Consider the following 13518-nt stretch of genomic DNA (forward strand, 5'->3'; position numbering starts at 1 on the left):
GCTAGACCGTCGAAACAACGGTTACAGGAGAGTGGCAATGACCGACTATGGCGATCTGCGCGAACAGCTCGAGCAGCGGCTCGCGGACTTGCTCGAGCGGGCTGACGTGATCGAAGACGATCTGCGCCACCCCCTCGAAGCCGATTCGAGCGAGCAGGCGATCGATCTGGCCGACGACGAGGCGCTCGAGGGCGTCGATGGCGTCCTGCGCCAGGAAATCGCACAGATCCGCATGGCGCTCCTGCGGATCGAGAAAGGCACCTACGGCAGGTGCAGCCAATGCGGGAAACCGATCGCTCGCAAGCGACTGGAAGCGCGGCCCATAGCGACACGCTGCGTCGACTGCGCCAGCTAGATTGGGCCAATAAAAAAGGGCGGCCCCGTCGGACCGCCCTTCCCTCGCGGCACGAGGCCGCAAAGCGCGTAAAATCGCGTTACTTCTTGAGGCTGAGCCCACCGAAGCGCTTGTTGAACGCGGCCACGCGGCCACCTTCCTGAAGCTGCTGCTTGCCGCCGGTCCATGCCGGGTGGCTGGTCGGGTCGATTTCCAGCGTCAGCGTGTCGCCTTCCTTGCCCCAGGTGGAGCGGGTCTGGAATTCGGTACCATCGGTCATCTTGACCGTAATGGTGTGATAATCGGGGTGACCTTCGGCCTTCATGTCATGTCTCCATAGCCTCGGAACGGTTCCGACCGGTCCAGCTGTTGGGTGGGAAAGGCGCGCGGATAGTCGCAACGCGCCCGATTGGCAAGCCTGATCGCTTACTCGGGCGGATCGGCGATCATCGCGGTGAACTCGCACTCGCAGGTCATCTTGCCGTCAACGCTCGCCTTGCCGGCGAACTTGTAGACCCGGCTGCGCTTCTGCAGGAACGAGACCTTGAGATCGAGCAGGCAACCCGGCGTCACCGGCGCGCGGAACTTGGCTCCGTCGATGCCCATGAAATAGACCAGCTTGCCACTGCCGGCGAGTTCCAGCGTCTCGATACCGAGGATCGCGGCGGCCTGCGCCAGCGCTTCGATCTGCAACACGCCAGGCATGATCGGCGCGCCGGGGAAGTGGCCCTGGAAGAAATCCTCGTTGAAGGTCACTGCCTTCACCGCGTGGATTTCCTCGCCCTTGGTCAGGCTTTCGACCCGGTCGACCAGCAGCATGGGGTAACGGTGCGGCAGGGCCTTGAGGACCTGCCGCACATCCATTTTCCGCGTGTCGGCTGTTTCGCTATTATCCATGTCGGCGACGGTATCAGCGCCCGGACGGCTGCGCGGGGGCCTGCTGCTGCTGGCCCTGCTGCTGCGCGGCCTGCATCGCCTGCTGCTGCGCGAGGCCCAGCAGGATCTGCTGAATGCGCTGCTGCAGCGCGACTGCCTGACGGCTCGGCTGCCAGTTTGCCGGCGGCGCGGTCTGCACGCTGGGCATACGCTGGTCGAGCACGGTCAGGATGTCCTGCGTGACATTGGCGTTTTCCGGCGCATACTGAACCACATCCGGGCTCAGCAGCATCTGAATCTTCTTCTGCTGGATGACCTGATTCTGTGCGTTTTCGTAGTCGGCCACCAATTGCTCGATCGCATAGGCCTGCGCCAGCTGAATCGGCTGATAGATCTGCGCGATCTGCTGCTCTTTCTGCTGGATCTGGGCCACCACGGTCGGGTTAGCCTGGATTTCCGCGTCGCTCACCTGGTTGTCCGAATTGGTGTCGAGGCTGCGCTCGAGCTGCGAGGCTTCCTGACGGACCGTGCTGAGCTGCTGGAGCTGCGCCTGATACTGCTGGCTGATCTGCTGATAGGCGGCCTGACGCGCGGCGCTCTGCAGGATCACCGCTTCGGGGTTGCTGATTGCGATGCCGTTGACCTGAGCGGCGGCGGGCACGGCGGCCAGCGTGGCGCCCAGGATGGTCGCACCGGCGAGCATTGCTTTGGCGAGTTTCATCAGAATTGCGTCCCTACGTTGAATGAGAGTGTCTTGGTGTCGTCGCCCGGCTCCTTGCGCAGGGCATAGGCGAAATCGATGCGGAACGGGCCGAAAGGCGAGTTCCAGTCCACGCCTGCGCCGATCGACACGCGCGGGCTCGCGCTGTCGCCAAGGAAGACTTCGCGAACACGCGAGTTGGGCAGGATGTAAGGGGTGTTGGCATTGCCCTCGTCATCCAGCGGGTCGGTCACGATCAGGCCACCCTCGACATATTGCAGATTGCCGTCGGCATCGGTGCCTTGAAGCCCGTTGGGGTAATCGATCAGCGTCGGCGTCGTCACATTGAACAGAGCACCGACATCGACAAAGATCGACGGGCGCAGGCCAAGTTCACGCGCACCCGAGCCGAGCGGGATTTCGAGCTCCGCACGTCCCAGATAATAGGCGCTGCCACCCAGCGCATCGTCCCTGACGCGGTCGCGATCGGTGATCAGTTCCGGCCCGTTTTCTCCGTCCACATAAGGCTGGCGCAGAATGCGCGGACCGACACCCCGGATATCGAAGCCCCGGAACTGCGGCTCACCGAGGAAGAAGCGGTCGGTCAGGCGGACATCGTCCACGCCGGGCCCGCGATCCTCAAGCCCCTTGATGTAGCCACCTTCGGCCGACAGCGAGAAGATAAAGCCACCGAACACGGACCAGTATTTGGACGCATTGGCGGTGAACTTGGCATATTTCACGTCGCCGCCAAGGCCCGCATAGCTGGCACCAAGCGTAATCCGCTCGCCCCGGCTCGGGCGATAATAGCTGTTGAGCGAGCTGTAGACGTAGTTCAGGCCGAGGATCGAACTGACCCGGTCTCCGATCACATCGCACAGGAAGCGGCTCGCCTGCAGCGGGTCGCACTCGGTCGTGCCATCCCCGTCGAGATCGCGGAAATAGAGCCGCTCGTCGACGCTGACCTGATCGTAGTTGAGCGTATAGCTGCCGACGATGGTCGAATATTCGGTCAACGGCACGCCCAGCCGCAGCGAGCCACCGGTGGTCGCCTGCTTGAAGCTCGGCTCGCGATCATTGCCAAGGAAGTTAAAGCTGCTGACGTCGCGACGGTAGAGATCGACGCCGGCCGAGATGTTCCGATCGAACACGTAAGGCTCGGAGAAGCTCAGATTGAACGAGCGCGAATAGCGCGAGAACTGCGCCGACGCCCCGACGGTCTGACCGCGACCGCGGAAGTTGCGCTGCCGGATCGAGCCAGAGAAAAGGAAGCTCTCAAGCGAGGAGAAGCCAGCAGACAGCTGCAATTCGCCGGTCGGCTGCTCGACGACATTGGCTTCGAGGATGATCCGGTCGTCTTCACCGGTTTCCTTCTGCTCGACCTCGAAGCCTTCCTGGAAGAAGCCGAGCGAGTTGATGCGAGCGGTAGTTCGTTCCACCTGTAGCGAGTTGAACGGATCGCCTTCGGCGGACCGGAATTCGCGGCGGATCACCTTGTCCTGCGTCAGCGTGTTACCGTTGATGTCGACCCGCTCGATGTAAACGCGCGGTGCCTCGTTGATGACCAGCGTGACATCCATGGTCAGGTCATCGGGATTGCGGCGGAACTGCGGTCGTACGTCGGCAAAGGCGTAACCGAAGCGGCCTGCCAGCTCACTCAGCTGCTCGACCGTATCTTCGATGCGCTGCGCATCGTACCAGTCGCCGCTGGTGATCCCGAGGCCCTGGGTCAGCGTCTCGCCATTGAAATCGCGAATCTCGCTGGTCACCTCGACATCGCCGAACTTGTAGCGCTCGCCTTCCTCGACCACGTAGGTGATGATGAAGTCGCGCTTGTCCGGCGTCAGCTCGGCAACAGCCGAGACGACGCGGAAATCGACGTAGCCCTGCTTGAGGTAGAATTCGCGCAGCTTCTGCTGGTCGAATGCCAGACGGTCCGGATCGTAACCGGTGTTTCCGCTCAGGAAGCTGAACAGGCCGGTTTCCTTGGTGACCATTTCGCCCTTCAGATCACCATCGGAAAACTCCTCGTTCCCGATGATGTTGATCTGACGGACCTTGGACTTGGGCCCTTCGGTGATCTCGAACACAAGGTCGACACGGTTCTGGCTCAGCTGCACGGTCTTGGGCTCGACCGTCGCGGCGAACCGGCCCTGCCGCTTGTACAGCTCGATGATCCGGGCAACGTCCGCACGGACTTTCGAGCGGGTGAAGATCTGCCGCGGGGCGAGCTTGATCTCCGGCACGATCTTGTCGTCCTTCAGCCGCTCGTTCCCTTCGAGGATGATGCGGTTGATGACGGGGTTTTCCTCGACCTCGATCACGACATCGCCGTTATCGTTGCGAATCGAGAAACTCTCGAACAGCTCGGTCGCGGCGAGATCCTTCAGCGCCTGGTCGGCCGCTGCGGTGGTGTAGGTATCGCCCGGGCGCAGCCGTACGTAGCTGAGGATGGTGTTCGGCTCGAGCCGCTGGACCCCCTGAACGGAGATCGACCGGATCACGTCGCCCTGCTGAAGCGCCGCGACCGGGCCGGTCGTGTCCGCAGCCGGATCGGCCTGCTCGGCAGTCTGATCGGTCTGCTGCGCGTCATCCTCCGCTTGGGCCCAAGCCGCCTGGGGAAGCCCGGCCAGCGTGGTGCCGGCAAGAAGCGCGAACGCATAATTGCGAATATTGCAGCTGCGGCGCGATGCGCCCGTCTGAATGGCCGTCATTGGCGAAGTTGTCCCGTCAAAATTTCTGACCCCGGATCGGACCTTGCTTTGTCGTATCGACAACCGGACCAAACGATCCGGCGCCCTGTGCCCGATACGCGCGCCCCTTTCAAGCAGGTCGAAATCGCTGCTGGGTCCGCCTCTCTCATGCTTCCCGGATCGCCATCACCCGAAGGGCAACAGCTTCACCAGGTCGTTAACAGTCACGAATAGCATCAATGCCAGCACTAGGGCCACACCGGTGCGATACGCCATTTCCGTCGTCCGGGGGCCGACCGGTTTACGGCGGATCGCTTCCGCCGCGTAAAAAGCCAGGTGACCGCCGTCGAGCGCCGGGATTGGCAGCAGGTTAATGAATGCCAAATTAAGCGAGATCAGCGCAACAAAGCTGATGAACGCGAGCGGCCCGAGGCTGAGATGCTCGCCCGAGAACTTCGCGATCGAGATCGGCCCGCCCAGCTCCTGGACCGAGCGCTTTCCGGTGAAGATCTGGCCGATACCGGTAATCATCATGTCGACCGTCTTGATCGACTGGTCGACGCCTGCCCCGATCGCCTCTATCGGGCCGAGCGCGCGATAATCGTACTGGACCTCCTGCGGGGCCACACCGATCATCCCGATCCGCATTTCGTTGCCGAAACGGTCTTCGACCTCGGTGCTGCGGGTGGTCACATCGACCGTGCTCAGCGCCCCGTCACGTTCGATCTCGAAGGTCATCGTCTCTTCGGGACGCAGCATGATCGTATTCTGCAATTCGCTGAACGACTCGAGTTTTGCGCCATTGACCGACACCAGCCGGTCACCGACCTGCAGCCCCGCCTCGCGCGCCGCCGAATCCTCGGTAAAGCTCGCAATGGTCAGCTGGGCGTTGGGATCGACCGGAACCGGGCGCCCGATGAACATAAAGAAGGCGGCGAAAATACCCACTGCGATCAGGATGTTGGTCGCGGGCCCTGCGAACACGATAAGCGCGCGCCGCCACAGCGATGCGTGCTGGAACGCGCCGTCTTCGACCGGAGCATCGCGATCGGGCATGCTCGCCGGATTCATGTCGCCCTTGAACTGGACGTAGCCGCCTAGCGGCAGCGCGGAGATGCGCCAGCGTGTGCCATGCTTGTCGTTGAAACCGGCCAGTTCCTTGCCGAAACCGACCGAGAAAGCCTCTGCCTTTACGCCCAGCCAGCGGCCGATCAGCAGGTGGCCCAGCTCGTGCAGGGTCACCAGCGGCCCCAGCACCAGCAGGAAGCCGACTATCCACATCCAGAAGGGAGGCTGTTCGATCATGCGTTCTCCAGAATCGCCTGGGCCTGCCTGCGGGCAGCTTCGTCGATCGCCAGCACATCATCGAGCGTGGCGGGCCTTGGCGGCCGGTTCGACTGTTCCAGAACGTCTTCCACCAGTGCGGCAATCCGGGTGAACGGAATGTGACCGGCAAGGAAGGACGCAACGGCTATCTCGTTGGCGGCATTGAGAACCGCCGGGGCCGCCCCGCCCTCTTCACACGCCTCGCGCGCAAGGCGCGTTGCCGGAAAGCGCTTTTCGTCGGGGGCAAAGAAGCTCAGCTCGCCGATCTTCGCCAGGTCGAGCGGTTCGCATGGGCTTTCCATCCGCTCGGGCCAGGCGAGACACGAAGCGATCGGCACCATCATGTCCGACGGGCCGAGCTGGGCGAGCGTCGAGTGGTCGAGATATTCGACCATCGAGTGGATCACGCTTTGCGGATGGACGATAATACGGATCTTATCGAGCCCGACGGGGAACAGATGGTGCGCCTCGATCAGTTCGAGGCCCTTGTTCATCATCGTCGCCGAATCGACGCTGATCTTCGCGCCCATGTCCCAATTGGGGTGCGCGACCGCCTGATCCGGGGTGACCCGGTGCAATTCCTCGGCGCTGAGCAGCCGCAGCGGGCCGCCGCTGGCGGTCAGCGTGATCATCCGCACCTCGGACAGGCGATTGCCCGCGAGGCACTGGAAGATCGCGTTGTGCTCCGAATCGACGGGCAGCAGTGTCGCGCCGTGCCTGGCGACAGCCTCGGTCATCACCGGGCCTGCGGAAACCAGCGCTTCCTTGTTGGCCAGCGCGATCGTGCCGCCCTGCTCGATCGCGGCCATCACCGGAGCGAGGCCGGCACAGCCAACGATTGCGGCCATGGTGATATCGACCGGGCGCTTCGCCGCCTCGATCAGCGCAGCGCGCCCACCCGCAGCCTCGATCCCGCTCCCGCTGAGTGCCTCGCGCAGTTCGGGCAGGCATGCCTCGTCGCTGACCACGGCGATCTTCGCATCGAATTCGCGGGCCAGCTCGGCCAGCTTAGTAGCGCTGCAATGCGCGGTCAGCGCCTCGACCCGCCACTCGCTGCGGTGCTGGCGCAGCAGCTTGAGCGTCGAATCGCCAACCGATCCGGTGCTGCCGAGGATGGAGATGGAACGCATCGCGGTCAGATCGCGATCGTAGTCAGCACGCCGACCACGATCGCGACCGGGATCAGGCCGTCGAAACGGTCAAGAAAGCCGCCATGGCCCGGGATCAGGCGGCTGGAATCCTTGACCCCCGCCCGACGTTTGAGCCAGCTTTCGAACAGGTCGCCGGCCAGCGCGATGATCGCCAGCGCCGGGCCCGCAATTGCAGCGACGAGCAGGGCCTGCGTGTCAAGGACGCCCATGATGCGCGAAGAGAGATAGACTAGCGGGGTCAGCGCCAGGAAGCCGCCGAACATACCGCCGAGAAGCCCCGCCCAGGTCTTGTTGGGACTGACCCTCGGCATGATCCGCGGGCCGCCGATCAGCGTCCCGAACACATAGGCGAAGGTGTCCGCCAGGATCACCACCGCGAGCGAGATGTAGAACGACTGAATGTCGAAATCGATCAGGATTACCGCAGCAAGCCCGATATAGGCCGCACCCGCCAGAATTCCGGCAAGGCGAAAGGCGATATTGTCGGTCGCCTTGATGATCAGGAACAGCAGTTCGAAAAAGCAGATCGCGGCAACCACCCCGACGATGATGTCGAGCCCACGGTCGCCCAGCACCCAGTAGACTGCGACGGCGATCGCAATCATCACCGCTGCGGAGGCGGCCCTGATGCCCAGAGTCTTGCGCCGCGAATGCTCACGCACCTCTTCCAGCGTCGGCTCGTGCGTGCCTTCGCTCTCAGCGGCCTCCATAGCGCCTCTCCCTCTTCGCAAAGACGTCCAAAGCCTTGCGCAAATCTTCAGGGCCAAAGTCCGGCCACAGCGTATCGACGAAAATCATTTCCGCATAAGCCATTTGCCATAGCAGAAAATTCGACAGGCGCACCTCGCCGCTGGTGCGGATCAGCAGATCGACCGGCGGCAGGTCGGCGGTAAACAGGTGACGCTCGATCGCCTCGGGGGTGATCTCACCCTCTTTCGCCGCCGCACGCGCCGCGCCTGCGATCTCCTGCTGCGAGCCGTAATTGAGCGCGACCGCCACGGTGTGCGTGCCACCAGCGGTACGCTCCAGCGCATCCTCCAGCATCGCGACGATATCGGGATCGAGCGCGCGCCAGTCGCCGACGATCTTGAGCCGCACGCCGTTGGCCACGAATTCTTCAAGGTCGGAGCGGATGAAGCTGCGCATGAGGTTCATGAGGTCGGACACCTCTTCCTCCGGGCGCTTCCAGTTCTCGGAGCTGAAGGCGTAGAGAGTCAGGCACTCGATCCCGGTGCCCTCCAAGCTGCGGACCAGCTTGCGGACCGCCTCCACCCCGCGCTTGTGACCCATCGCGCGCGGCAGGCCGCGGCGCTTCGCCCAGCGTCCATTGCCATCCATGATGATGGCGACATGTCTGGCCTGGTTTTCTTCCGGCATCGTCAGAACCTGCCCTCGATCAACCGGTCGAAGCACAAGGGGCGAGCGCGGGCTGGCCCCTTGCAGTCGCGGACGGCGCACAGCGCCACCAGCACCGCACGACCGGTGGCTGGGCAGCCCATCACTGCGACAGGATTTCCTTTTTCTTGTGCTCGACGGCCGCATCCGTGTCGGCGACGTACTTGTCGGTCAGCTTCTGGACTTCGTCCTCCGACCGCTTGCGATCGTCTTCGGAGATATCCTTCTTCTTCTCGTCTTCCTTAAGCGCTTCCATCCCGTCGCGGCGCACGTTGCGGATCGCGATCTTCGCGCTCTCGCCATATTTGTCGGCGACCTTGGCAAGATCCTTGCGGCGCTCTTCGGTGAGGTCGGGCATCGGGATGCGCAGCGTCTGGCCGTCCTGCATCGGATTGAGGCCAAGGTTCGCGTGTGCGATACCCTTCTCTACCGCGCTGACATTGCCCTTGTCCCATACCTGCACGCTGAGCATGCGCGGTTCGGGAGCCGAGACTGTCGCCACCTGGTTGAGCGGCATCATAGATCCGTAGACCTCGACCACCACGGGATCGAGCAGGCTAGTGTTCGCACGGCCCGTGCGCAGGCCCGCCAGATCGCCCTTCAGGCTTTCCACCGCGCCCTGCATCCGGCGCTCGATATCGCTCTTGTCGTATTTCGCCATGATCGGCCTTCCTCGTACCCTTGTGAACTCTAGTCTTCCTGAACGATCGTTTGCACGCCTTCGCCTGCGAGAACACGGGCAAGATTACCCTTTTCGCGGATCGAGAAGACGACGATCGGGATGTTGTTGTCGCGGCACAGCGCCACGGCGCTCGCGTCCATCACCCTCAGATTGTCTGCCAGCACCTTGTCGTAGGTGACGCTGTCGTAACGCTTTGCCTGCGGGTTCTTCTTGGGATCGGAATCATAGACCCCGTCCACGCTGGTGCCCTTGAACAGCGCATCGCAGCGCATTTCGGCGGCACGCAGAGCGGCCCCGCTGTCGGTGGTGAAATAGGGTGCGCCGACGCCTGCGGCGAAGATCACGATGCGGCCCTTCTCCAAGTGCCGTTCCGCCCGGCGACGGATCACCGGCTCGCACACCTGATCCATCTGCACGGCGGACTGCACGCGCGTGGGCACGCCCAGCTGTTCGAGCGCGCTCTGCATCGCCAGCGCATTCATCACCGTGGCCAGCATGCCCATGTAATCGGCCTGCGCGCGGTCCATTCCCTGCGCAGCGCCGGCCATGCCGCGAAAGATGTTCCCACCGCCGATGACGAGGCAGATTTCCCACCCTTCGTCCTTCGCCTGCTTCACTTCCTGCGCCAGCTCGAGGACGAAGGCCGGGTCGATGCCGAATTCCTGTTCGCCCATCAGCACTTCGCCCGAGAGTTTCAGGAGGATGCGCTTGGCGTTCTTGATCGGCATGGGGATAGGTTCTCGACTCTACAGGCAGGCGTTTGCCCCTAACCCGCAAGCAGGCGGGTGGCAACGGCGGCGCACGCGGTTTTCATCGCGCGGGCATCGGCTTGTCGCCCGGCCAGCTTTAGGACAGATCGCACCAATGCCTGCTCTACCCGATCCGTCCGAGCCGATCTCTCGCCCACGTCTCCCGCGGCTGCGCTGGCTGTTATTGCCGCTAGCCGTGCTCGCAGCGATCACCGGCATCAAGGCGTGGCAGAACACGCTCGGCGATCCGGTCGTGCGCGCGACCACGGTGACCCTGCCCGACATGCCCGCAGACAGCGCGCCCGTAACCGTCGCGCTGATCTCCGACATTCACGTAGCCGGGCCCGACATGCCGCCGGAACGGGTGGAGCGGATCGTGGCGCAGATCAACGCGCTGCGGCCAGACGCACTGCTGATCGCGGGCGATCTGGTAAGCGAGAAGCGCAGCGCTTCGCATGTCTATCGCCCGGACCAGATCATCGCTCCGCTGGCCGGACTGAAGGCGCCGCTGGGTGTCTTCCTCGTCCCCGGCAACCATGATCACTGGTACGGCTGGCCCGCACTCAAGCGGGAGCTGGCCAAGACGCCAATCACCGTGCTGGAGAACGCAGCAGCGCAAGCCGGGCCGCTGCTGATCGGCGGGCTCGACGACGATTACACGGGCCGCGACGATATACCCGAAACGCTGGCCGCGATGGACCGGCTGGAGGGTGGCCGAATCATCCTCAGCCACAGTCCCGATCCGCTGCCGGACCTGCCACAAGACTCGATCATCCTCGCCGGTCATACGCATTGCGGCCAGATCAGGCTGCCGCTGGTCGGCGCGATCGCAACGCAGTCACGCTACGGCGACCGCTTTGCCTGCGGCAGGACCGACGATCCCGCCGGGACCGCCATCGTCGCCGCGGGGCTCGGCACCAGCCTGCTGCCGATCCGCTTCGGCACACAGCCCGAAATATGGCTGATAAAATTCCAGCCCCCTGGCAGGAGCTAAATCTGCCGCGAGGTAGCCAGAATGGAAACGACCGGCCCGTCGCGGGCCAGCATGGGTTTCAGGCTTACCGACCAGCGGCGCGGGGTGCCATTGAAGGTCGGGCAGGAGGCTTCGAAAGTCACCGGATCCCCCAGCATCGCTTTGCGGAACTGCTCCCGCACATAGCCCTGCGACTCCAGCGGCCACAGATCCCACCACAGCTTGCCAAGTACCCGTTCCGGGCGATCGATCTCCATTGCTCCAAGCCCGCCGCAATTCATGAACTCCAGATGGCCGTCCATGCTCAGCAATTTGATGCAATCGTCGCTCTGTTCGAGCAGGCTTATCGCGAGGTCGTCGCCATTGAGCCCGACCGCGTTGACCACGGTGATAGAATTGGCATCCAGTGAAGCGCCAGGAAAGGCGTCTTGAGGCGCGTTGAACATCGGTTGAGACCTTTCCCTTCATGCGCGTGTGACTTGCGGTGAACGAAGCCACAACAAGCCAGACTTGGCTTAACAAGCGTTTGAGAAAGGGTTCCGCAAAAGCCACAGCCCTGCGCGTCGACAGCCTACGCGCAGATGGTGCACAGATATGAAAACGGCCGCCGGGCAGAAACCCGACGGCCGCGAAATAAAGCGTCGATGACGAAGCGGCGTTAGCCCTTCACCGCCGCGGCGACTTCGGCTGCGAAGTCGCTTTCTTCCTTCTCGATGCCTTCGCCGAGCTGGAAGCGGACGTAGTCCTTCAGGACGATCGGCTTGCCGGCATCCTTGCCGGCCTGCGCGACGACCTGCTCGATCGGGGTCTTGTTGTCGTGCACCAGGATCTGGCTCATCAGCGCATTCTCCTTGGCGAACTTCGCCACGGCGCCTTCGACCATCTTTTCCTGCACGTTCTCGGGCTTACCACTTTCGGCAGCCTTTTCCTTGGCGATCGCACGCTCGCGCTCGATCAGCTCGGCGTCGAGACCTTCGGCGTTGAGCGCCTGCGGGAACGCCGCGGCGATGTGCTGCGCAAGCTTGGTGCCGAGCGTTTCGAGCGTGGCGGCATCCGCCTCGCTCTCAAGCGCGACGAGCACGCCGATCTTGCCGAGGTTCGGCGAGACCGCGTTGTGCATGTAGGGCACGACGAGGCCCTTCTCGACCGAGACGGACTTCATCCGGCGTACCTGCTGGTTTTCGCCGATGGTCGCGACATTGTTGGTCAGCTTGTCGCCGATCGTGCCGCCATCGGGGTGATCCATGCCCTTAAGCGCTTCCACATCGTCGCTGTTCGCGCCCAGCGCGACCTGCGTGGTCTTGCGCACGAAATCCTGGAACTGGTCGTTCTTGGCGACGAAGTCGGTTTCCGAGTTCACCTCGACCGCGACACCCTTGGTGCCGTCGACGGCCACGCCGACCAGGCCTTCGGCTGCGGTGCGGCTCGACTTCTTCTGTGCAGTGGCGAGGCCCTTGGCGCGCAGTGCGTCGACCGCGGCTTCGACGTCGCCATCGGCGGCTTCGAGAGCCTTCTTGGCGTCCATCATGCCCGCGCCGGTCTTCTCGCGGAGTTTCTTTACGTCAGCGGCGGTAAAAGCGCCCATCGATCGTATCCTTGAATTTGAATGTGGTCAGCGTCCCCGGAACGGGTCGATCCGCTCCGGGTCGCTAGTCAGCGATTGTGAAGCCGCGATTACGCGGTTGCTTCGGCTGCCTCGGCAGGCGGATTTTCCATCTCGCCAACGCCCGGATCGTTCGCGCCGTCGCGGCGCGCCGCTTCGCCGAAAGCATCGCAGTACAGACGCACGGCGCGTGCCGCATCGTCGTTACCCGGAACGGGGAAGGCGATGCCGGTCGGGTCGGTGTTCGAATCGAGCACCGCAACCACGGGAATGCCAAGCACGTTGGCTTCCTTGATCGCGAGATCTTCCTTGTTGGCGTCGATCACGATCATGACGTCGGGAATGCCGCCCATGTCGCGGATGCCGCCGAGCGAAAGCTCCAGCTTGTCACGCTCGCGGGTAAGGTTGAGCACTTCCTTCTTGGTCAGGCCGCTGGTGTCGCCCGAAAGCTGTTCTTCCAGCGTCTTGAGACGCTTGATCGAACCGCTGATGGTCTTCCAGTTCGTCAGCATGCCGCCCAGCCAGCGGTGGTTGACGAAGTGCTGGCCGCTCATGCGGGCCGCTTCCGCCACCGGCTCCTGCGCCTGGCGCTTGGTGCCGACGAACAGGACCTTGCCCTTCGCCTGCGCGGTCGCGGCGACGAAGTCGAGCGCACGCGCCATCAGGGGCACGGTCTGCGACAGGTCGATGATGTGGACACCGTTGCGCGCGCCGAAGATGTACGGCTTCATGCGCGGGTTCCAGCGGTGGGTCTGGTGGCCGAAGTGTGCGCCGGCCTCGATCAGTTGCTGCATCGTGACGGTAGGAGCCGCCATAGGTATTTCCTTTCCGGTTGAACCTCTGGAAGGCGGTAACCCGCGGCGGAGAGCCCGCCTTGAGCACCGGTTTATGATGCCTTCCATGTGGATTATCCCGCGAATCCTTCCGCGGAAGGCGCGCACTTAGCGATCACCGGATCGAAAATCCAGCCTCAATTCGGCGCACCTGTGGTGGCGATCGACCCGATTTGCCTTGACAGACGAGAACAAATGGAGAA

General features: G+C 63.2%; 15 protein-coding genes. 2 read left to right on the forward strand and 13 right to left on the reverse strand.

Going from position 1 to position 13518, the window contains the following annotated elements; translation table 11 throughout:
* Positions 1-37: 37 nt before the first annotated feature.
* Positions 38-355, forward strand: a complete 318-nt coding sequence (locus K7H93_RS01425) for a TraR/DksA family transcriptional regulator (RefSeq protein ID WP_054525880.1) — start codon at positions 38-40, stop codon at positions 353-355.
* A 79-nt stretch (positions 356-434) separates the two neighbouring features.
* Here the strand turns inward: K7H93_RS01425 and rpmE are convergent, their stop codons facing one another.
* From rpmE to pyrH, 10 genes are all read right to left on the reverse strand, one after another.
* Positions 435-659, reverse strand: coding sequence for a 50S ribosomal protein L31 (rpmE, locus tag K7H93_RS01430; protein WP_010239309.1), 225 nt, complete (start codon positions 657-659; stop codon positions 435-437).
* Between the two features lie 101 nt (positions 660-760).
* Positions 761-1198, reverse strand: coding sequence for a 3-hydroxyacyl-ACP dehydratase FabZ (gene fabZ / locus K7H93_RS01435; protein ID WP_230782071.1), 438 nt, complete (start codon positions 1196-1198; stop codon positions 761-763).
* A 46-nt stretch (positions 1199-1244) separates the two neighbouring features.
* Positions 1245-1931 carry an OmpH family outer membrane protein gene (locus K7H93_RS01440; RefSeq protein WP_010239305.1) on the reverse strand — a complete coding sequence of 229 codons (687 nt, stop codon included), beginning with the start codon at positions 1929-1931 and terminating at the stop codon, positions 1245-1247.
* On the reverse strand, positions 1931-4624 hold the full coding sequence (gene bamA, locus K7H93_RS01445; RefSeq protein WP_054525881.1) for an outer membrane protein assembly factor BamA: 2694 nt from the start codon (positions 4622-4624) through the stop codon (positions 1931-1933). Before bamA ends, K7H93_RS01440 begins: the two co-directional genes overlap by 1 nt.
* 165 nt (positions 4625-4789) lie before the next feature.
* Positions 4790-5908 (reverse strand): RIP metalloprotease RseP, encoded by a 1119-nt coding sequence (gene rseP / locus K7H93_RS01450; RefSeq protein ID WP_230782072.1) that lies wholly within the window; start codon positions 5906-5908, stop codon positions 4790-4792.
* Complete coding sequence (gene dxr, locus K7H93_RS01455) at positions 5905-7059, reverse strand: 1-deoxy-D-xylulose-5-phosphate reductoisomerase (RefSeq protein WP_230782073.1); 1155 nt, start codon at positions 7057-7059, stop codon at positions 5905-5907. Before dxr ends, rseP begins: the two co-directional genes overlap by 4 nt.
* 5 nt (positions 7060-7064) lie before the next feature.
* Positions 7065-7790 (reverse strand): phosphatidate cytidylyltransferase, encoded by a 726-nt coding sequence (locus tag K7H93_RS01460; RefSeq protein ID WP_230782074.1) that lies wholly within the window; start codon positions 7788-7790, stop codon positions 7065-7067.
* A complete protein-coding gene (gene uppS, locus K7H93_RS01465) occupies positions 7777-8457 on the reverse strand; it encodes a polyprenyl diphosphate synthase (protein ID WP_156313775.1) in 681 nt (226 codons plus the stop codon). The genes K7H93_RS01460 and uppS overlap by 14 nt, the downstream gene beginning before the upstream one ends.
* 121 nt (positions 8458-8578) lie before the next feature.
* Positions 8579-9136, reverse strand: a complete 558-nt coding sequence (gene frr / locus K7H93_RS01470; protein ID WP_230782075.1) for a ribosome recycling factor — start codon at positions 9134-9136, stop codon at positions 8579-8581.
* Positions 9137-9165: 29 nt separating this feature from the next.
* Entirely contained in the window at positions 9166-9885 is a 720-nt protein-coding gene (pyrH, locus tag K7H93_RS01475) for a UMP kinase (protein WP_010239297.1), read from the reverse strand.
* 217 nt (positions 9886-10102) lie between these two features.
* Between pyrH and K7H93_RS01480 the strand changes: the two genes are divergently transcribed.
* The gene (locus K7H93_RS01480; RefSeq protein WP_230782076.1) at positions 10103-10900 is read left to right on the forward strand and encodes a metallophosphoesterase; all 798 of its coding nucleotides are present in this window, start codon (positions 10103-10105) and stop codon (positions 10898-10900) included.
* Here the strand turns inward: K7H93_RS01480 and K7H93_RS01485 are convergent.
* The 3 genes from K7H93_RS01485 to rpsB form a co-directional block, all read right to left on the reverse strand.
* Positions 10897-11325, reverse strand: a complete 429-nt coding sequence (locus tag K7H93_RS01485) for a PAS domain-containing protein (RefSeq protein WP_230782077.1) — start codon at positions 11323-11325, stop codon at positions 10897-10899. The genes K7H93_RS01480 and K7H93_RS01485 overlap by 4 nt on opposite strands.
* Before the next feature lie 212 nt (positions 11326-11537).
* The gene (gene tsf / locus K7H93_RS01490) at positions 11538-12464 is read right to left on the reverse strand and encodes a translation elongation factor Ts (RefSeq protein WP_230782078.1); all 927 of its coding nucleotides are present in this window, start codon (positions 12462-12464) and stop codon (positions 11538-11540) included.
* Positions 12465-12553: 89 nt separating this feature from the next.
* Positions 12554-13297, reverse strand: coding sequence for a 30S ribosomal protein S2 (gene rpsB, locus K7H93_RS01495; protein WP_054523990.1), 744 nt, complete (start codon positions 13295-13297; stop codon positions 12554-12556).
* Positions 13298-13518 lie beyond the last annotated feature (221 nt).

It is taken from the genome of Citromicrobium bathyomarinum (assembly GCF_021021475.1).
In the GTDB taxonomy this organism is placed as follows: domain Bacteria; phylum Pseudomonadota; class Alphaproteobacteria; order Sphingomonadales; family Sphingomonadaceae; genus Alteriqipengyuania; species Alteriqipengyuania bathyomarina.